Source organism: Mucilaginibacter sp. Mucisp86 (assembly GCF_047324315.1).
Taxonomy (GTDB): domain Bacteria; phylum Bacteroidota; class Bacteroidia; order Sphingobacteriales; family Sphingobacteriaceae; genus Mucilaginibacter.
On record NZ_CP168503.1, the window covers coordinates 3,167,826 to 3,187,678 of the forward strand.

The 19,853-nt window shown below is 43.2% G+C and carries 15 protein-coding genes; 7 read left to right on the top strand and 8 right to left on the bottom strand.

The window, feature by feature from the left end; all coding sequences use genetic code 11:
- Positions 1–67 precede the first annotated feature (67 nt).
- The 4 genes from ACEN9X_RS13495 to ACEN9X_RS13510 form a co-directional block, all read right to left on the bottom strand.
- Positions 68–841: a TerC family protein gene (locus tag ACEN9X_RS13495; RefSeq protein ID WP_413670857.1), complete on the bottom strand. Its 774-nt coding sequence runs from the start codon at positions 839–841 to the stop codon at positions 68–70.
- A gap of 88 nt (positions 842–929) precedes the next feature.
- Positions 930–2,765 (bottom strand): glutamine--fructose-6-phosphate transaminase (isomerizing), encoded by a 1,836-nt coding sequence (gene glmS, locus ACEN9X_RS13500; protein ID WP_413670858.1) that lies wholly within the window; start codon positions 2,763–2,765, stop codon positions 930–932.
- A gap of 190 nt (positions 2,766–2,955) precedes the next feature.
- Positions 2,956–4,308 (bottom strand): DUF4270 family protein, encoded by a 1,353-nt coding sequence (locus tag ACEN9X_RS13505; protein ID WP_413670859.1) that lies wholly within the window; start codon positions 4,306–4,308, stop codon positions 2,956–2,958.
- Between the two features lie 66 nt (positions 4,309–4,374).
- Positions 4,375–5,199, bottom strand: a complete 825-nt coding sequence (locus ACEN9X_RS13510) for a glycogen/starch synthase (RefSeq protein ID WP_091219890.1) — start codon at positions 5,197–5,199, stop codon at positions 4,375–4,377.
- 153 nt (positions 5,200–5,352) lie between these two features.
- Between ACEN9X_RS13510 and panC the strand changes: the two genes are divergently transcribed.
- The 3 genes from panC (at position 5,353) to ACEN9X_RS13525 (ending at position 7,680) form a co-directional block, all read left to right on the top strand.
- A complete protein-coding gene (gene panC / locus ACEN9X_RS13515) occupies positions 5,353–6,183 on the top strand; it encodes a pantoate--beta-alanine ligase (protein ID WP_413670860.1) in 831 nt (276 codons plus the stop codon).
- A 149-nt stretch (positions 6,184–6,332) separates the two neighbouring features.
- Positions 6,333–6,683 carry an aspartate 1-decarboxylase gene (gene panD / locus ACEN9X_RS13520; RefSeq protein WP_110587810.1) on the top strand — a complete coding sequence of 117 codons (351 nt, stop codon included), beginning with the start codon at positions 6,333–6,335 and terminating at the stop codon, positions 6,681–6,683.
- A gap of 25 nt (positions 6,684–6,708) precedes the next feature.
- Positions 6,709–7,680, top strand: coding sequence for a TonB family protein (locus tag ACEN9X_RS13525; RefSeq protein ID WP_413670861.1), 972 nt, complete (start codon positions 6,709–6,711; stop codon positions 7,678–7,680).
- Between the two features lie 2 nt (positions 7,681–7,682).
- Here the strand turns inward: ACEN9X_RS13525 and ACEN9X_RS13530 are convergent, their stop codons facing one another.
- A complete protein-coding gene (locus tag ACEN9X_RS13530; protein ID WP_413670862.1) occupies positions 7,683–8,210 on the bottom strand; it encodes a hypothetical protein in 528 nt (175 codons plus the stop codon).
- Positions 8,211–8,546: 336 nt separating this feature from the next.
- On the opposite strand from ACEN9X_RS13530, the gene carB reads away from it, so the two are divergent.
- Both carB and ACEN9X_RS13540 read left to right on the top strand, forming a co-directional pair.
- On the top strand, positions 8,547–11,363 hold the full coding sequence (gene carB / locus ACEN9X_RS13535; RefSeq protein WP_413670863.1) for a carbamoyl-phosphate synthase large subunit: 2,817 nt from the start codon (positions 8,547–8,549) through the stop codon (positions 11,361–11,363).
- A gap of 99 nt (positions 11,364–11,462) precedes the next feature.
- Positions 11,463–12,110 carry a hypothetical protein gene (locus ACEN9X_RS13540; protein ID WP_413670864.1) on the top strand — a complete coding sequence of 216 codons (648 nt, stop codon included), beginning with the start codon at positions 11,463–11,465 and terminating at the stop codon, positions 12,108–12,110.
- Positions 12,111–12,349: 239 nt separating this feature from the next.
- On the opposite strand, the gene ACEN9X_RS13545 is transcribed toward ACEN9X_RS13540, so the two are convergent.
- Positions 12,350–13,234, bottom strand: a complete 885-nt coding sequence (locus tag ACEN9X_RS13545; RefSeq protein ID WP_413670865.1) for a hypothetical protein — start codon at positions 13,232–13,234, stop codon at positions 12,350–12,352.
- A 198-nt stretch (positions 13,235–13,432) separates the two neighbouring features.
- Positions 13,433–13,897, bottom strand: coding sequence for a DUF4920 domain-containing protein (locus ACEN9X_RS13550; RefSeq protein ID WP_413670866.1), 465 nt, complete (start codon positions 13,895–13,897; stop codon positions 13,433–13,435).
- Positions 13,898–14,113: 216 nt separating this feature from the next.
- On the opposite strand from ACEN9X_RS13550, the gene ACEN9X_RS13555 reads away from it, so the two are divergent.
- Positions 14,114–15,481 carry a hypothetical protein gene (locus ACEN9X_RS13555; protein ID WP_413670867.1) on the top strand — a complete coding sequence of 456 codons (1,368 nt, stop codon included), beginning with the start codon at positions 14,114–14,116 and terminating at the stop codon, positions 15,479–15,481.
- A gap of 327 nt (positions 15,482–15,808) precedes the next feature.
- Here ACEN9X_RS13555 and ACEN9X_RS13560 read toward each other — a convergent pair whose 3' ends face one another.
- Complete coding sequence (locus tag ACEN9X_RS13560) at positions 15,809–17,341, bottom strand: serine hydrolase (RefSeq protein WP_413670868.1); 1,533 nt, start codon at positions 17,339–17,341, stop codon at positions 15,809–15,811.
- 108 nt (positions 17,342–17,449) lie between these two features.
- Between ACEN9X_RS13560 and ACEN9X_RS13565 the strand changes: the two genes are divergently transcribed.
- Positions 17,450–19,633 carry a S9 family peptidase gene (locus ACEN9X_RS13565; protein ID WP_413670869.1) on the top strand — a complete coding sequence of 728 codons (2,184 nt, stop codon included), beginning with the start codon at positions 17,450–17,452 and terminating at the stop codon, positions 19,631–19,633.
- Positions 19,634–19,853 lie beyond the last annotated feature (220 nt).

Genomic DNA, 19,853 nt, shown 5'->3' on the forward strand with positions numbered 1-19,853 from the left:
ATCTTTTAACTATTATTATTAATTAAAAAACGATGTCAATGACATAAATTAGATTCACAATAGTTTTTTAATTCCCTTTGCTTGCTATTTTCTTGCCCTTATTCGCTTTCATTTTCAAATTAAGCATCTCTACTAAAACCGAAAAAGCCATAGCGAAATAGATATATCCTTTAGGGATATGCTGTTCAAAAGCTTCAGCTAAAAGTGAGACACCTATTAACAACAGAAATGATAAGGCGAGCATTTTTACGGTTGGATGCTTGTTTACAAATGACGCTACACCGTTTGATGCCCACATCATAATGCCTACGGCAATTACAACGGCGAGGATCATGATCTCTACATGGCTCGCCATCCCCACGGCGGTGATCACCGAATCGAGCGAGAATACGATATCCAGCAGCATGATCTGTAATATGGTGCCCCAGAACGAATGCTTTTTTACCGAGCCTTCGTTTTCGTCATCGCCTTCAATCTTATGGTGAATTTCGGCAGTACTTTTATAAATCAGGAAGAGGCCGCCAATGATCAGGATCAGGTCACGGCCCGAAATCGCGAGCTTCTCGACCCATTCGGCATCGGTAATGCTAAAAATTGGGCTTAAGTTAAACAAGGGGGCGGTTAAGGTCATTACCCAGCTGATGGATAGCAGCAGCAGGATACGGGTGATCATGGCCATGCCAAGGCCAACCCGCCTGCCTTTGCTTTGCTGGCTGGCAGGGAGTTTATCGGATAGGATGGAGATAAATACGATGTTATCGATGCCTAAAACAATCTCCAGCAAGGTAAGTGTGATTAAGGAGATCCATGATTCGGCCTGTTCAAAAATTTCAAAACTCATAGGTTGCAGGTATTTGTTTCTTCCCAAAAATAACAAAACCCCTGCCGTTACTGGCAGGGGTTGGTAAAAATAGGTTTATAAAAGGTTTTTATTCAACTGTAACCGACTTTGCCAGGTTACGGGGCTGATCTACATTACAACCACGCATTACTGCTATATGATAAGCCAGCAATTGTAGCGGGATAGTTGCAACCAGCGGTACAAAGGCCTCGTTGGTTTGCGGAATTTCTATCACGTAATCGGCCATGCCTTTAACTTCGGTATCACCTTCGGTAACAATGGCTATTACGTGGCCTTTACGGGCTTTAACTTCCTGGATATTGCTGATCACTTTTTCGTACGATGAATGTTTCGTGGCGATGAACACTACCGGCATTTCATCATCAATTAAAGCGATAGGGCCGTGTTTCATTTCGGCAGCCGGATAGCCTTCGGCATGGATATAAGATATCTCCTTAAGCTTTAAAGCGCCCTCCAGTGCTACGGGGAATGAACTTCCCCTGCCCAGGAACAGGCAATTGCTTGAATCTTTAAACCGCGCTGCAATTTCCTGGATATGATCATTTGATTTCAGGGCTTCCTGTACCAAATTCGGAATCTCGTTTAAACCAGTTAAATATTCAACCATTTTACTTTGGGTAATTTTACCCCGCTGTTGGGCTATGTAAAATGCAATGAGGGTTAATACGCTTACCTGGGCAGTGAAAGCCTTGGTAGAAGCCACACCTATTTCAGGCCCGGCGTGGGTATAAACACCGGCATGGGTTAAACGCGGAATAGATGCACCTACCACATTGCATATCCCAAAAATGGTTGCCCCTTTTTCTTTAGCAAGTTCTATGGCTGCCATAGTATCGGCAGTTTCGCCCGATTGGGATATGGCTATTACAAGGTCTTTTTCGGTAATGATAGGATTGCGGTATCGGAATTCCGATGCATATTCCACTTCTACCGGCACACGGGCATATTCTTCAATCAGGTATTCGCCTACTAAACCGGCATGCCAGGAGGTGCCGCAGGCCACAATAATGATCCTGTCGACGTTTTTAAGCTTCTCGGTGTATTCCTTGATACCACCAAGCTGAACTTTGCCCTGCTGCGGGTAAATACGGCCGCGCAGGCAATCGCGGATGGAGCGGGGCTGTTCATAGATCTCCTTCATCATAAAGTGATCGTAGCCACCTTTTTCCAGCATTTCAAGCTTTAGGTCCAGCTCCTGGATGTAGGGTGTCTGCACCGAGTTGTCGATATTTTTTACCAACAGGCTTTCGCGATGTACGTAGGCAATTTCGTTATCGTTAAGGTAGATCACATTTTTGGTATACTCCACGATAGGCGTAGCATCTGAAGCAATGAAGTATTCGCCTTTGCCTACGCCAATCACCATTGGGCTACCTTTACGGGCCGCAATAAGCAAATCCGGCTCATCAGCACTCATAATCACAATGGCATATGCGCCTATCACTTTATTTAAAGCCACGCGTACGGCATCTTTCAAATCAAGGCCGGTTTCCCTTTGGATATCCTCAACCAGATGTATTAAGACCTCGGTGTCGGTATCGCTTTTAAAAACGTGGCCTTTGGCTATAAGGGTTTCTTTGATCACCCCATAGTTTTCGATAATGCCGTTATGAATAATGGTGAGTTTCCTGTCGCCGGATGAGTGTGGATGCGAATTACGGTCGCTCGGCTCGCCGTGGGTTGCCCAGCGGGTATGCCCCATTCCCATTGAACCCTTCAGGTCGATACCCTTTACAAAATTTTCAAGGTCTTCAACTTTGCCTGCTTTTTTATAAACCTTAAGGTCCTGGTCAAGCAGGGCAATGCCGGCACTGTCATAGCCCCGGTATTCAAGTCTGTGGAGTCCTTTTATAACGATGGGATAAGCATCTCTGAATCCTATATAACCAACAATTCCGCACATAAAATAATCAAGTATAAATGTTAAACGCCGCAAAATAAACAGCTATATAACACATATCAGCAATAATTATTTTGATTTTTTGTGAAAAAGGCGAAGTTTTAAAATACTTAAAAAAGTATTTTAAGAAGTGGAATTGCCTTAAACAAAAAAATCCCCTAAGCGGGGATTCTTTTGTTTATTAAGAGATATCTTACTTGCGGATCTTGGTGTAAATGATATTCATCCGGATGCTGTATCCCGGTGTGTTTTTATCACTTCCCACTATCACGGAGCGGGCTGCCGTTTGTGTTGATGGAGCTACGTCGATACCTGTTGTGGTATTAACGAGTGTTGTATCAACAGGGGCAATATAAGTGCCGTAATCAACTGTTTTTTTACGGATCAGGTCCTGCACAAAAGCGGTAACCAGGAAGTGGTATTCTTTTGTAGTACGGTTATAACGACCGCCAAATAAACTTGTTTGTGAACGCGGGTCGCTTGAGCTGGCGTCCTGAATCAATGTTCTTTGTTTGGCTATATCCAGCTTGTACATGGTTAGCTTAGGTAAAGGCGCATAAGGTACCCCCGAGCCGGCACGCGGTGTTATCACAATTTCGGCACGGTTTAATACTACTGACGAATCAACAAGTTTATCAAGGCCCGGGAAACTGAGTTTAGCTCTTAAGCCCGCAAGCCCCTGGAGGTAAACCGTATTTTGCGACGTCGTTGTATTGCTCAGGGCAGCCTGGATAGTTGTACTATACGTATGCGTTACTTCGGCAGCGCGGTTAAAGAATGGCAGAGTTACTGATGCCGTATCAATGGTGCTGGATGTAGTACTGGTAGCAGCGGTAACAACCTTATAAAAAACGTCAATTTGCGATGAGCCAAGATTGAGCTGTATGATACCGCCTGCATCGCTGGCTTGTGCCTTCTCTAACGAGAGGTAAAGACCTTTTACCGTACTTTGAAAAGTTGTTGGCGACGCAAGTATTGTACCGCTCGCATTAAACAGGTTGCTATAGATAAAAGATTTGCTTAATGGCACACGCAACTGTGGCGCTACACGCTGAACAGTATCTAATGTATCGGTGCGGATACGGGTTATGGTAATACTGTCATGCGTACGGGCTGTAAAGGTTTTAGAGCCAAGTAACGTGCTGAGATCAGCATCCCAGTGGTTGTTGGTGTAATAGGTTTTGTTCTCTATCTTTTTTTGAAGCTGATACACGTTTATTTTATAGCGTGAAGCCAGCGAATCGCCATAAAAGCCGTCTGCATACTTAAGCACAAGCACAGCCGAATCAATTGTAAGTGTACCTGCAGGTACCGTATAAGCAGCGCCATTTGGAAGGTTAACGCCCAAGGCAACAACGCTTTTTGTGGTGCCGAATACAGGATCGGTAAAGTTGGCAAGCGGTGTTCTGGTCATGCCCGATGTGGCCGCGGTATCATCAGCAACAGTGTTAATAACAATATTGGTATCAACTATCAGGTTACCATTGATCTCGTTTTGATCATTGATGCCCAAACCGATACCATCCTGGCGTTTACAACTGTTCAAAATAAAAAGACTTATTAACAGGGTCAATAAGTCTAATCGGAAAAATTTCATATATAATATTAAGTCTTATGCAACATCCACCAATTCGTCGTTGGTAATTTCGTCGTAAAAATTGTAATAATTTTCGAAATCTGCGGTAGAATCAAATTCTAAAACCGATTTATTGCTGTTTTTAACATTATTTAACACATCTGCATCAATATCAGGGCTGCCTAAAACAATACCGTCTGAATAGTGAATGGCACCGGCGTATAACGCTGAATTAGTGCCGCCTTTGTAAGGTTCCACGTGTTTCTCGTTCATATTGCTCATGATGGCTTTTGTAGCAAAGTCATCATGCATTTTCTCTTTAAAATCATTTTCGTAAATAGAGTAAATGATTTTTGAGTGCTTAAATGTAGGGTCGTCTTTGTAAGTTGTTTTCAGATAAGCAGGCACGAGTGCGCTCATCCAGCCGTGGCAATGAATCACATCCGGTGCCCAGCCTAATTTTTTAACAGTTTCCAATGCGCCTTTGCAAAAGAAAATCATGCGCTCGTCATTGTCGGCGTAAAATTTACCGTCTTTGTCTGCAAACACATGCTTACGCTGAAAATATTCTTCATTATCTAAAAAATACACCTGCATACGCGCCGCCGGGATAGATGCTACTTTGATGATCAGCGGGTTATCATTATCGTCTATGATGATATTCATACCTGATAACCTGATCACTTCATGAAGTCTGTTCCTGCGCTCATTAATGTTGCCGAAACGCGGCATAAGGATACGGATCTCGTAACCTTTCTCCTGCATGGCCTGCGGAAGTTGGCGTGTTATTTCGGCAATTTTTGTGAGTTCAAGGAAAGGAGACATTTCATGAGTTATAAACAAAAGCTTAGATTTACCCATCACTAAATCAGTATTTAAAATGTAAAGAAGTCAAAAAATTTGAGTTTGCAAATATAACTAATATTATATAAACTGCCAACGAATTATGCAAGTAACTTTTGGTTATTTTTAAGCAATTGTACACCTTTGCCAAATTTTGTAATAACCATTACATTGAAAATATTTACCACCAAAAAAGAAATAACAGATTACTTTAACCGCAAGCCGGTAAAAGTAATTGGTTTTGTACCAACCATGGGTGCGCTGCATAAGGGGCACCTGGGTTTAATTGAACTGGCAAAGCAGCAAAGCACCCAGGTTGTTTGCAGTATTTTTGTAAACCCTACCCAATTTAATGATCCGAAAGATCTTGAAAAATATCCCCGCCCAATAACCGACGATATCCGCCGCCTTGAGGAAGTTAACTGCGATATTTTGTTTAATCCGCAGGTTACCGAGATGTATGATGATAATGAGAAATGGCATTTTGATATGGGTGATCTGGAGCACCTGCTGGAAGGGAAATTCAGGCCGGGGCATTACCAGGGCGTTACACAGGTAGTAAATAAACTATTTAATATTGTAAAGCCTGATATCGCATTTTTTGGCCAGAAGGATTACCAGCAGGTTATGGTAATCAGCAGAATGGTTGAAGCGTTGGAGATGCCAGTTAAGCTGGTAATGTGTCCTATTGAACGTGAGCCCGACGGCCTGGCCATGAGCTCGAGAAATATTCATCTTACGCCATATGATCGCGAACATTCGCTTATACTTTCAAAAACGCTAAACTGGGTTAAGGAAAATTTTGATGTTAACAATATCGATGCTTTACAGCAGCAGGCAGCTCAAATGATCAGCGCTGAACCGGGTGTTGAACTGGAATATTTTGAAATTGCCGATGGCAAAACGCTGCACCCCGCCACCCCGGCATCTGAAACTATTGTTGCCCTTGTTGCAGCCCGCGTAGGTAAAACAAGATTGATTGATAATGTGTTGATTGGGTAGCCTATGGTTCATAGATCATGGTTCATGGTTTTTAGCAAATTTGCTATTGGGTGCTTGGTTGAAATAATCATAAACTATTTACAATCAGCTAACAAATACTATGACCTATCAACTATGAACCATGAACTAAATATTCCTAACTTTGCGCCATGATAATTGAAATATTAAAGTCCAAAATTCACCGGGTTAAGGTAACGCAGGCGGAGTTGAATTATGTGGGCAGCATCACTATTGATGAAGACCTGATTGAGGCTGCAAATATCATCCCCAATGAAAAGGTTCAGATAGTGAACAATAACAACGGTGCCCGTTTTGAAACTTATGTTATCAAAGGCGAGCGCGGAACAGGTACAGTGTGCCTCAACGGAGCTACAGCTCGCCTGGCACAGGTGGGCGATATAGTGATCATTATGTCATATGCATACATGGAAACGGAAGAAGCCCGCAATTACGAACCTATTTTGATATTCCCCGATTCAGATAATAAACTGATTAAGTAAATTAGCGGCGCCTAAGCCGCAATTTATGAAACCATTTTTTACAATCACCCTTTTTCTTGTCACTGTAACCGGAGTTTTTGCGCAACGCCAAAACGTTTACTTTATCAAAAATAACGGCAAGTACGTTGATATACGTGATAGTGCCGATTATATTCGTGTGGTGCGCGAGCCAGACTCGGCTTCAACGTTATATAATGTTTTTGAATTTTATCTCAACGGAACTCAAAAACTCATCGGAAAGTCTGTAAAGATCGATCCGCCGCAATTTGAGGGACAGTGTGTTAGGTATTATGCTTCCGGCAAAAAGCAATCAGTTATCTTTTACAAAAATGGCATAAAGGCAGGCGACGATATAGAATTTTATCCTAATGGCAGGTTATATGCGCAGTTTTCGTATCCGAAAGATAACAAGGACCTTACAGCCGACAGGTCTGGCAACTACCTCATCATAGCCAATAAAGATTCATTAGGCAATACGCAGGTAACCGACGGGAATGGCTACTTTAAAGGTTACAATAGCAAGTTTGCTTATGTTGAAGAAGAGGGACCTGTAAAAGAGGGCAAACGCGATGGGCGGTGGAAAGGCGATTTTCAAGACTTCAAAACCACTTTTACCGAAATTTATGATAATGGGGTGTTGACATCGGGTACAGCTACCACTAAAGATGGAAAAGTAAATACTTATCTGAAGTCTCGTGAGGTACCTCCGCAATTTAAAGGTGGGCTTGAGCGGTTCGGCAGGTTTTTATCAAATAATATTAAATATCCCGATGATGCCCTTCGCCGGGGTATTGAAGGTACTGTGATTCTCTCTTTCGTTGTAGAAAAAGACGGAGCATTAACAGATATTAAAGTGAGTAAATCTGTTGTACCTGTTATTGATGACGAAGCTGTGCGGGTGCTCAACAACTCGCCAAAATGGGTGCCAGGAACGCAATTTGGCTTTCCGGTTAGGGTTAGCTACAGCGTGCCGGTCTCCTTTGCGATAAGCAGATAAGCCTAATTGGATGGATATGATCCTATTCCCAGCGATACTTTCAGACTTACATCAGTTGCGGCAGCTTTACGCAAACGGTAAACCATCCTGATACGTACGGCCGGTTCACGCACAAGCACATCTAAAAAGTGCGAGTTGTCAATATCCAGTACGATGCTGTTACCTGAGTTGGGCTGGATATCTTTGCGGATAGCTACCATCACTTCCTCGCTGCCATCATTTTTACCCATGTATACCCGCAGCGAAGAGATATTGCCAATGTTATAATCAGATGGATCACTCGATTGTAATTTGGCTGAGATAATACGAACCTCACTTATTTTATTGGCGTTGTTGCCGTCTTTAGTAAAATCCTGGTCAAAGCTGTTGCCCGTGCTTACAGCGGTTTGAGGTTCATCAATTGGGGCTGATGCCGGGATAACCATGGTTGCAGTGTACGGAAATGTTGATTTAACAACTGATTGCAGCATGGCGCAGCTGCCAAAAAATAAAATAGCCACAAGCAATAGAAAAACAGGCTTCTTTATCATAGTTCTTAAATATAAAAAGTATTTGCGGATTGGCGCAACTACAGGTTTAATTGGAATTTTTACAGGGCCGGTCTGTAAGTAAATATAATAAGATTTTACGGAAATATTAAGCCGATTGTTTTATGAAAAAGTGGCCTGATACTTAAAAAAAGCGGGGTGCGATTGTCGCAATGTTAAATCTGAAAAAAAAAAATAAATGGTGTCTGTTAAAAGTCTATCTTTGCACCCCGACGCTGAAGTCGGGATTTCTTGGCTTTCAGCGCATAGGAAAAACCGTTTAAAGGCTTAACCGTCTTTAACTTTTGACTTAGAACTTTTGAATTAAAAAAAAGCCCTATGCCCAAAGACACCTCCATTAAATCCGTTCTGATCATCGGCTCCGGCCCAATCATCATCGGCCAGGCTTGCGAATTTGATTATTCCGGCTCGCAGGCTGCTCTCTCGCTAAAAGAAGAAGGCATCTCCGTTTCCATTATTAACAGTAATCCGGCAACTATCATGACGGATAAAGTTATCAGCGACCATGTTTATCTTCTGCCGCTCACCTGCGAAAGCATTGAGAAAATTTTAACCGAACAACAGATCGACGCTGTTTTGCCTACCATGGGTGGCCAAACTGCTTTGAACCTGTGTATCGAAGCGTCTGAACGCGGCATATGGGAAAAGTATGGCGTTAAGGTTATCGGTGTAGATATTGCTGCTATCGAAAAAACCGAAAATCGTGAGGCTTTCCGCCAGCTGATGGTTGACATCGGCGTAGGGGTTGCCAAATCAAAGATCGCTAACTCGTTCCTTGAAGGTAAAGAAGGTGCACAGGAAATCGGTTTCCCGCTGGTTATTCGCCCAAGCTACACGCTGGGTGGTAAAGGCGCAGGTTTTGTTCACAAAAAAGAAGATTTTGACGCGGCCCTTAACCGCGGCTTACAGGCTTCACCAACTCACGAGGTTTTGGTTGAACAGGCTGTATTAGGCTGGAAGGAATACGAATTGGAATTGCTGCGCGATAGCAATGACAACGTGATCATCATCTGCTCTATCGAGAACTTTGATCCGATGGGGATCCATACCGGCGACTCTATCACTGTAGCCCCTGCCATGACCCTGAGCGATCGATGCTACCAGGAAATGCGCAATCAAGCAATCAAAATGATGCGCGCCATCGGTAACTTTGCCGGCGGCTGTAACGTGCAGTTCTCGGTAAACCCTGCTAACGAGGAGATCATCGCTATCGAGATCAACCCGCGTGTATCACGTTCATCAGCGCTTGCTTCAAAAGCTACCGGTTACCCTATTGCTAAAATTGCTGCGAAGCTGGCTATAGGTTATAACCTCGATGAAATTGAAAACCAGATCACCAAAACCACTTCGGCTTACTTTGAGCCTACATTGGATTACGTGATCGTTAAAATACCTCGCTGGAACTTTGATAAGTTCAAAGGCGCCAATAAAGAACTTGGCCTGCAGATGAAATCTGTAGGTGAGGTTATGGGTATTGGCCGCAGCTTTACTGAGGCTTTACAGAAAGCCTGCCAAAGCTTGGAGATCGGTCGTGCCGGTTTAGGTGCCGACGGTCGCCAGAGCCGCAACCTGGAAGAGATCATGGCAAGCCTTGAGCATCCAAGCTGGGACAGGTTGTTCCACATTTACGATGCGCTAAGCCTGGGTGTGCCTATAGAATCGGTTCGTAAAGTAACCAAAATCGACCGCTGGTTCCTGAACCAGATCCAGGAGTTGGTTAACCTGGAAACAGAGCTTCGCCGTTACTCGCTAAATAACGTGCCTGAAGAGTTCCTGTACACCCTTAAGCAGAAAGGTTTCTCAGACGTGCAAATAGCCCATATCTTGGGTAATGTAACCGAGGAAGATGTTTATCAGCGCCGCAAAGCCCTGGGCATGCACCGCGTTTACAAAATGGTTGACACCTGCGCTGCTGAATTCCCTGCTAAAACTCCATACTACTATTCGAGCTACGAGGGCGAAAACGAATCTGTAGCATCTGATAAGAAGAAGATCATTGTATTGGGTTCAGGCCCTAATCGTATAGGTCAGGGTATCGAGTTTGATTACAGCTGCGTACACGGTTTGCTTGCCGCTAAAGAAGCAGGATTTGAGGCCATCATGGTTAACTGTAACCCTGAAACGGTATCAACCGACTTTAACATGGCCGATAAGCTGTACTTTGAGCCTGTTTACTGGGAGCATGTACGCGAGATCATCGAACTTGAGAAACCTTATGGTGTAATTGTTCAGCTGGGCGGTCAAACTGCCCTTAAAATGGCTGAGAAAATGCACGAACACGGTATCCGCATTATTGGTACATCATTCGATAATATGGATATTGCAGAAGACCGCGGTCGTTTCTCTGATCTGTTGAAAGATCTTGACATTCCATATCCAAAATACGGTGTAGCCGAAAGCGCTGAAGAAGCCCTTGAAGTTGCTCACAAAGTTGGCTACCCAGTGTTGGTAAGACCAAGCTATGTATTAGGTGGCCAGGGCATGAGCATCGTGATCAACGATGAAGACCTGGAGAAAGCGGTAGTGAGCCTGCTGCGCAACCTGCCGGGTAACCGCGTACTGATCGACCACTTCCTTGACCGTGCCGCAGAGGCCGAGTCTGACTCGATCAGCGATGGCGAGGATGTACACATCATTGGTATGATGGAGCACATTGAGCCTGCCGGTATCCACTCTGGCGACTCATACGCGGTACTGCCTCCGTTCGATTTTTCGGATAGTGTTATCCACCAGATTGAAGAATATACCAAAAAGATAGCTAAAGCACTTAATGTACGCGGTTTGTTGAACATCCAGTTTGCAGTTAAGGATGATAAGGTTTATGTAATTGAGGCCAACCCGCGTGCTTCACGTACTGTGCCTTTCATTGCCAAAGCTTATGACGTGCCGTACATCAACATCGCAACCAAAGTTATGTTGGAGACCAACAAGCTTAGCGACTTTACTATCGAGCGCAAACTTTGGGGTTATGCCATCAAAGAACCGGTATTCTCATTCGATAAATTCCCTGAAGTTACCAAGGAGCTTGGCCCTGAAATGAAATCAACCGGTGAGGCTATCCGCTTCATCCCTAACCTGCAAGATCCATACTTCAGGCACCTGTACAAAGAGAAATCGATGTACTTGAGTAAATAATTAAAACATTAAATTGCAGCCTTTGTAGTTTAATTGCTAATAACGTGAACCTGCAACCCTAATTGCAGGTTCACTATTGTTGTATTTAGTTACTATAGATTGAAAGTTAATACGGCTAATGGTCAGGAAATCAACCTCAAGAGCGTTGATCCTGATGATATGGATGATGTTTTATTGAAAATTGAAAAATCATTTAACATCAGTTTAAACGACGCATCAGCAAACGATGTACAAAACTTTGGTAAACTTTGCGACGTTGTTCTCGAAAAAGTAAAGAAAACGAATGATGGCTGTACTACACAGCAGGCATTTTACAAACTTCGTAATGCTATCAATGCATCGGCAGGGCATGATAAGGATATCATAAAGCCCCAAACAAAACTGGCAGACATTTTTCCGCGCGATAGCCGTATTGAGGCTGTAGCGGCCATTGAAGAGGAGATGGGTTTCCAGATCAGCTTGCTTCAACCCAAACAATGGATAGTTAACCTGTTTTCGATGGTTTTGGTAGTTAGCTTCGTGCTGGCCTTCTATTACCTGGCTATAGGTATTGCCGGTATGGTAGTAGCCGGCATTGGCTTAAAACTTGCAGGCCGTTTCGGAAAAGAAATGCATGTGAAAACCATCGGCGACCTGGCCGAAAAAATTGCGCGCGAACACTATTTAAAATGCCGTCGCGATGCATCTACAGTAAATAAGAACGAAGTTTCTGAAAAATTAAGGCAGCTCATTGTAACAAATGCTTAATATTGATCGTCGGGGTTTATGTATCACAGATTAACCCTGGCTATTAATTGAATTTTCATGGCGACTACCTGAAAAAAGGGATCCGACCAACAGCTGTAGCTTGGGTACGACTTGTTTATAGTTTCTCGTTTACCCGGCTTGAATAGTGTCCATGCGCTTGTTTTCGGAAATGGCCTAAATAACAAAGGCATATCAAAAACGCGAGCTAACAGGCTTGGCGTTTTTGATATGCGAATTAATTACTTAACTTTTATTTCAATGTTGTAAGCAGTGCCTTTATGCTTGTAAGCAACGCTGAACGTATTATCTGTAAAGCTTGCTAATTGAAATACGTTATTGTTGCTTTCACCCTTTAGCTGGGCAGTTATCAGCACAATTCCATTCTCAAAGCTAACATTCGAGACGAGGAACGGCTTGTCAATTATATCCTGGGATACATCCGTATCACTCGCGCCCAATTCGTATTTTTTCTGAGCAGTAAAATCTGTTTTAGAGCCTATTAATAATTTGAATTTTTCGTAATCCGGCAAAATGTTAGAGTAGCCCACGCCGGTTAGGTTGGTTTCGGTGGTTGAGCCACTTTGAAAATAGCCTCCATATTTATTACCCTCGGTACGTTGATTGGTAAGATAGACAATATTAGCTCCGAACATTGCCGCCTGGATCTTCATTTTATGATACGCCCTGTCTTTAACCCTCTCCTGGTTTGAAAATACGGTAGTTCCTTTAGCTTTTGAACTCACATCCGTTAATTTGTATAGTCCTTTAACTTCACTTTCAACTGCGGTAATGGTTACTTTGTCATAATCCATTACTCCGTTAATTGTTTTATATGATGTTGCCTCGGCAAAAGTTTGAACACGGCCACTTTTGAATACTATTTTCTGTATAGTGTTTTTATAAACTGAATTTAGCAAATCCTCACCTGGGTAGGAATACTTAACTGCATCTGGGGTAATCTCTTTAACGTTGCAGGCGATTTTGGCATTGTTGGAAATAATGGTATCAACCTGAGCCTTGCTTGTAAGGGACGAAGCAGTGAACAAAATAGCTAAGGTAAATATTTTAAATAAAGGTAAAGGTCGAAAATTTTCGGTAAGCCCGAAAAGTAAAGTTTGATTCATGACACGTTTAAGTTAATTAAGTCATCAAATATAATAAAGATCACTTAATTAAGCTATTGTTCATTCTATTGATTAATTATATTTAATGAGCTTGTAGGTCAAAAATTCGGTTTTCGGCATTCGTTAATGCTTACTACATAGTTTTTATTAAGGGGTTGTTTTAATCAACCTCTTGTTATTTAACATAGTTTTGCCTGCCTATTTATCTACCATCAATCCCTTTACCTCAAAACTGATCTTTCGGTCGGAATTGGCGTTTGCCTTATGCTGTTTTTTGCCGTTAACGGTATCTCCTGCCATATGTTGAAGATCGTTGGCAATAAATTGTTTGGCAGCTACACCTGTAATGATTACTGTACGGCCTGCAAGCTGCTTTGGCAGGTTTATGCCTGCATTGGTAAAATGAGCGGAAATAATCCGGTTATAGCCAGCGCCAAGTTCAAACCAGCCTCCTTTTTCTTGGGTTACTTTAATCACCTTGCCGGTTATAACGGTAGTAATCCTTGTTTTTTTACCCATAAAGGTTTCCAGCTTTGAGGCTTGCATTAAGGCTGCGGTATCGGGCTTTTCGCCAAATACCATACCGTGTGGTAAGGGCACATGCTTTTGTGCAATAGCTACATTAGCAATTAAAATGGATATGAGCAGCAGTATTAGTTTCATGGTGCTTAAATAACAACCCTTCAGCAAAAATGTTGATGAGTTTTTGATTGCTTAGGTAATGCTACCTGTTTGTTTTTATGGTTTATAAGCTGTGATGAGCCCATCGCCTGTAATAAGTATGTTAATATTTGTTAAAATGTTACTTTAAAGTACTTTGCTACGTATTGATAAGTTAATTTTGCTTACTTTACTACATAATAACTTTTAAACTAACTCGTGAAAAAGAGCTTTACTAAAACAATTTTATTTGCCGCATTCTTAATAGCCGTTGCTTTAGCAGGCGCAAGCTGCAGTAAAAAAGACGCCACAGTTGTAAGCGTGCCAACTTTAACTACAATGGATGTGGTGACTGCCGAAACAGGAACAATAGCCTATACAGGTGGTTTATTCAACGGAACGCAGGATGTGAGCCTGAGCAGTTATGGTATTTGTTACAGCTCATCAAATCAAACTCCTACTACGGCCGACAATAAAACTAAAGATACCGTAATCCAGTTTGCCTATACTACCAAAATTACAGGTTTAAGCCCTAAAACAACTTATTATGCCCGGGCTTATGCTATAAACAGTGCAGGTACCGGTTATGGCAAGGTTGTTCAGTTCACTACAGGTGATGGTACAGCATCAACAGGTGGTACAGTTAGTACGCTTGCTGGTAATGACGGGGCCGACTTTATTGACGGTTTAGGCAGTGCTGCTTTTTTTAACAGTCCGCAGGGATTAACTGTAGGCACTGATGGGAATATTTATGTGGCCGATTCATTTAACAGTGCCATACGCAAAGTTACCACAGCCGGAAATGTTACCACGCTTTCGGGTAATGGTACTATAGGTTATGTTGACGGGCCTATAGCAACCGCGCAGTTTTATGCCCTGCAAGGTTTAGTTACGGATGCGTCGGGCAATATGTATGTTGCCGATTATGGCAACAACAATATACGCAAAATAAGCGCGGATGGCGTTGTAAGTACTTTTGCAGGCAGCGGCGATGCCGGATATACCGACGGTACCGGTACCAAGGCTACATTTAACAGTCCGCGTGCATTGGCAATTGACGGTTCGGGAAATATTTTTGTTGCCGATCTTGGTAATAACCTTATTCGTAAAATAACTCCGGCAGGTGTAGTTACCACGTTTGCAGGCAGCAGGGGCGCAAGTTACCTGGACAACGAAACTGCAACCAGCGCAACTTTTAATAAGCCTAACGGCATAGCTATTGATGCCAATAACAACATATATGTTGCTGAGGCGCTTAATCATACAATCCGTAAAATAACTCCGGAGGGTGTAGTTACTACTTTTACCGGTGGTAATAAACAAACGGCCCTTCTCGGCGGCCCTTCGGCCATTGCCTTTGATAAAAACTCGAACCTTTTCATTGCCGATCAGAATGGGAGGATCCTGGAGATTACAAAGGATAAAGTATTAAAAGTAATTGCCGGTAACGGAACAAACGGCTTTGCGGAAGGTGTTGGTACTGCCGCTAAATTTAACTCGCCGCAGGGTATCACTGTTGATGCCGGCAACAATGTTTATGTAAGCGATTATTACAATAACCGCATCCGTAAGATTGTGTTGCAATAAGCGGTTTACCTAACAGATATTTTTAACGCCATAACAACTTCCAGTTTTGGGAGATGTTATGGCGTTGATTCTTTATAGGGTTTTTTATTTAGAGAAGGGTCACCGGGATTTTTAAAACTCCCCTGTTGAGAGGGGGCGCGAAGGATCGGTGTGATAGAAGGGGTGTGCTATGCGCTTAGATCGAAGCGGAACACACCCCTCCGCCCCTCTCAAGAGGGGATTCGCACAATCCCACGCTTTTGTGCAGTCTGTCTTTCATTCATAGAATACAGGAATAGATTCAATATGTTTTTATTGAAATCCTGTCACCTAATTTAGTTCCTAATCCTAATTCTTCTTAAAATCATAAGCTCCCCGTTCCACAAAATCAGCCACTTTTACACGTACACCGGTAACCTCGCCATTTTGTACGGTAAAAGGAAATACTGCTTTACCGAGGGTTGGGTCAGAAAAGGTCACGTAAAAACGGTTGCCACCAAGTGGTTTTAACAAAGCATACATTTTGGGATGATGTTCAAAACGCATTTCAAGGTTGTTGCCTTCGCCCTGGGTAACTTCCATGCTGCCATAAAAATCATTGCTGTATTTGCCGATGTATTTGTTGGGCAATAGCAAAGGTTTAGGGTTTAAGGCAACTGAATCTTTCAGCTTTCTGTCCTCAGCCTGTTCTGTTGCGGTATTAGCTTTATATTGTTTTAAATATCCCTCGCTATAATTGCGGAATGGCTGTTTAAAGTAAGCATCTAAAATATCCCATCGCAGGGCCTCAAACAGCTCATTCTGATCGGTATTGGTTAATATAACGATGCCAAGGTTATCCTGCGGAGAAAGTGTTACAGACGACAGGTAACCGTTAACCCCGCCATCGTGCATTACCAGCCTGTGGCCCGAGTAATCCTGGATAAACCAGCCCAAGCCGTAAAGCTCAAAATTGTTTTCGCCGTTCATATGGTGAACGCTGCCCACGATATCCTGGGGCTGGCGTGTAGCCTGGATAGCTGCCGAAGGGATCACCTGGCGCTGGCCTACCTTACCATCGTTCAGCAGAGCAAGCACCCATTTGCTCATGTCATTTACCGATGAGCTGATTGCCCCCGCAGGCGCCAGGCCATCTATCTGGCAATAGGGGATAGGTGTAAGCCTGCCATCAACAATAGTGTGCGGCACGGTGCGGTTTATGGAAGTTGGCAGATCTTTGCTTAAAGCTAAAGTATTACCCATGCCAAGCGGCGCAAAAATAGCTTCTTTCAGATAAGCCTCCCACGAATGGCCGTTGGTTACCTTTGGGATGATTTCGCCGGCAGTTAAAAATGCGGCGTTGGTATAACCCCAGCGTGTGCGGAACGGATAGGTAGCTTTAAGCTTACTCAAGCGAGCAATTACGTCCTGGCGGGTAAGGTTGGTGTTGTAAAAAGTAAAGTCGCCCTGAAAGGTCTGAAAGCCGAGGCGGTGACAAAGCAGGTCGCGCACCTGTACCAGCTCACTTGCATTCTTGTCTTCCAGTTTAAACTCCGGAATGTATTTGGTCACCTTTTCATCTAACGATAACTTTTTGTTGGCCTGGAGCATGGCAAGTGCTGTTGCCGTAAAAGCTTTGGTATTGCTTCCTATCATAAACAGGGTGTTTTCATCAACCTTGTTCATAAGCCCAAGCTCTTTAATGCCATAACCTTTCATGAGCACTACCTTGTTATCCTTCACAATACAAACGGCCATGCCAGGTACACGCCAGTTGGTTAAGGCCTTGCTGATATAGAGGTCTAAACTATCTTTAATGAATTTGCTCCTGTCGGCCCGCTGGGCGTTAACTGATGCAAAAAATAACATGCAGGCAGTGAGCAATAGAGGTATTTTTTTCATTACAGAGGGCTTTAGATTTCTTTATTGTGCTAAATTAACGCAAAATTTACAGTGACGTTACTTAATAAATAAAAATAACGCTGCTCTATTAATTCAAACTAAATGTATATGAAATTTTACCGTTCGGGATTAATTTTCCTTACCGCGCTACTGTTAATTATTCAGCAAAATATCGCCCGTGCACAACGGGCCGCTGTAAACTGGACTAAAGACGGCTACCAGTATTACCGCATTACCGGTGGGCAGATTATCATGATCGACGCCCGCGATACCTCTAAAAAAACTGTTTTTATCACCAAAGAAGAATTGACCCCTGCAGGCAAAGCGCCTATCAGCGTAAAAAGGTTTACCGTGAGCGATGATAACAAAAAAGTGCTCATCAATACCAATACCAAAAAAGTGTGGCGCTACGATACCCGCGGCGATTATTGGGTTTATGATTCAAATACAAAAAAACTTTGGCAGCTGGGGAAAAACCTGCCCGAATCGTCGTTGATGTTTGCCAAGTTTTCGCCTGATGGCAGCAAAGCAGCTTATGTAAGCGGACATAACATTTATATGGAAGATTTAGCTGATGGTTCGGTTAAGCAATTAACTACCGATGGCACCCAAAAACTCATCAATGGTACTTTTGACTGGGCTTATGAGGAAGAGTTTGGCTGTCGCGATGGTTTCCGTTGGTCGCCGGATAGCAAATCAATTGCGTACTGGCAATTAGATGCAAGCAAAACCAAGACGTACCTGATGATCAACAATACCGATTCTGTTTATCCGTTTGTTGTGCCGGTTGAATATCCGGTTGCGGGCGAAAACCCAAGCTCATGCAAAGTGGGGGTTGTTAATACAGCTACCGGCAAAACCACCTGGATTAATGTACCCGGTGATGCCATACAGCATTACATCCCCAATATGGAATGGGCCGATAATTCAAACGAAGTTATTCTTGAACAGCTTAACCGTGCGCAAAACGAGAGCCGTGTGTTTATTGGTAACGTATCAAACGGAACAACCCGCGTTATCCGTGAGGAACACAACGACTCATGGATTGACGTTAAAGCCCGTGTAGCAGGTGGCGACCCTGTGGGCTGGGGTTGGATTGAAAAAGGCAAAAGCTTTTTATGGTTAAGTGAAAAAGATGGCTGGCGCCACCTTTATAAAGTAACCCGCGAAGGTAAAGAAACACTGATCACCAAAGGCAACTATGATGTAATCAGCATTGATATGATTGACGAAGCTTTGGGTTATGTATACTTCATCGCTTCACCGGATAATGCTACACAGAAATATCTTTACAAAATAAAATTAAGCGGCGGCAAAGCCGAGCGCGTTTCGCCGGCAGACGAACCGGGTACGCATGGTTATGATATTTCGCCTAATGGCAAGGTGGCGCTGCATAACTTCAGCAATAGCTATACCCGTCCGCAAAGTGAGGTGATCAGTCTGCCCGAGCATAAGCACATCGGTGGCGCTGTAATAACCGTTGATAAGGATGCTAAAAACAAACCCGAGTTTTTCAAAATAAAAACTGTCGACGGTATTGAAATGGACGGGTGGATGGTAAAGCCAACCAATTTTGATCCTAATAAAAAATACCCCGTACTGTTTACAGTTTACGGCGAACCTGCAGGACAAACCGTAACCGATACCTGGGGTACAGGTCGTAACAGGCTGTATGAAGGTAGTATGGCCGACGACGGGTATATTTACATGTCTGTTGAAGGTCGTGGCGCTCCGGCCCCCAAAGGCACAGCATGGCGTAAGGCTATTTACAAAAACATTGGTATCATCAACATCCGCGACCAGGCCATGGCTGCCAAAGAGATTATCAAATGGCCGTTTGTTGATTCAACCCGTATTGCAGTGCACGGCTGGAGTGGCGGTGGTTCATCAACCCTTAACCTGATGTTTCAGTATGGGGATATTTACAAAACCGGTATCGCAGTAGCGGCTGTTGGTTCACAGCTTACTTATGATAATATTTATCAGGAGCGATACATGGGCGTACCTACCGATGAGGCTGGTCGCGCAGCATTTATTAAAGGCTCGCCGGTTACTTATGCAAAAAACCTGAAAGGTAACCTGCTTTATATTCATGGCACGGGCGATGACAATGTACATTACAAAAATGCCGAGTTGCTGATTGATGAGCTGGTTAAATACAACAGGCAGTTCCAGCTGATGTCATATCCTAACCGTACGCATTCGATATCAGAAGGCGAAGGTACAACACAGCATTTGCGCACGCTGTTTACGCAATACCTGAAAGCTAAATGCCCTCCGGGAGGAAGATAAACACAATTGCAGGCAACGCGGCTGATCATCATGGTCAGCCGCTTTTTTTTGCAGATACTTAAGCGATATATAGTTTCTATTTAATTAACTTTATTAACAAAAAGGGGGTTAACAGGGTTAACACAATTTAGCGCTAATTTTTACTTAAACTATTTATAATAAGATAGTTAAGTGTTTTTTAGGCCAAAAAAGTGTTAACCCCCTTTTTGTATATTATCGC

Excerpts from the sequence above, each read along its gene's own strand:
- ACEN9X_RS13530 (WP_413670862.1), bottom strand. The coding sequence starts at position 8,210 with ATGATAAAGAAGCCTGTTTTTCTATTGCTTGTGGCTATTTTATTTTTT.
- glmS (WP_413670858.1), bottom strand. The coding sequence starts at position 2,765 with ATGTGCGGAATTGTTGGTTATATAGGATTCAGAGATGCTTATCCCATC.
- carB (WP_413670863.1), top strand. The coding sequence starts at position 8,547 with ATGCCCAAAGACACCTCCATTAAATCCGTTCTGATCATCGGCTCCGGC.
- ACEN9X_RS13565 (WP_413670869.1), top strand. The coding sequence starts at position 17,450 with ATGAAATTTTACCGTTCGGGATTAATTTTCCTTACCGCGCTACTGTTA.
- panD (WP_110587810.1), top strand. The coding sequence starts at position 6,333 with ATGATAATTGAAATATTAAAGTCCAAAATTCACCGGGTTAAGGTAACG.
- ACEN9X_RS13545 (WP_413670865.1), bottom strand. The coding sequence starts at position 13,234 with ATGAATCAAACTTTACTTTTCGGGCTTACCGAAAATTTTCGACCTTTA.
- ACEN9X_RS13550 (WP_413670866.1), bottom strand. The coding sequence starts at position 13,897 with ATGAAACTAATACTGCTGCTCATATCCATTTTAATTGCTAATGTAGCT.
- ACEN9X_RS13560 (WP_413670868.1), bottom strand. The coding sequence starts at position 17,341 with ATGAAAAAAATACCTCTATTGCTCACTGCCTGCATGTTATTTTTTGCA.
- ACEN9X_RS13495 (WP_413670857.1), bottom strand. The coding sequence starts at position 841 with ATGAGTTTTGAAATTTTTGAACAGGCCGAATCATGGATCTCCTTAATC.
- ACEN9X_RS13525 (WP_413670861.1), top strand. The coding sequence starts at position 6,709 with ATGAAACCATTTTTTACAATCACCCTTTTTCTTGTCACTGTAACCGGA.
- ACEN9X_RS13510 (WP_091219890.1), bottom strand. The coding sequence starts at position 5,199 with ATGGGTAAATCTAAGCTTTTGTTTATAACTCATGAAATGTCTCCTTTC.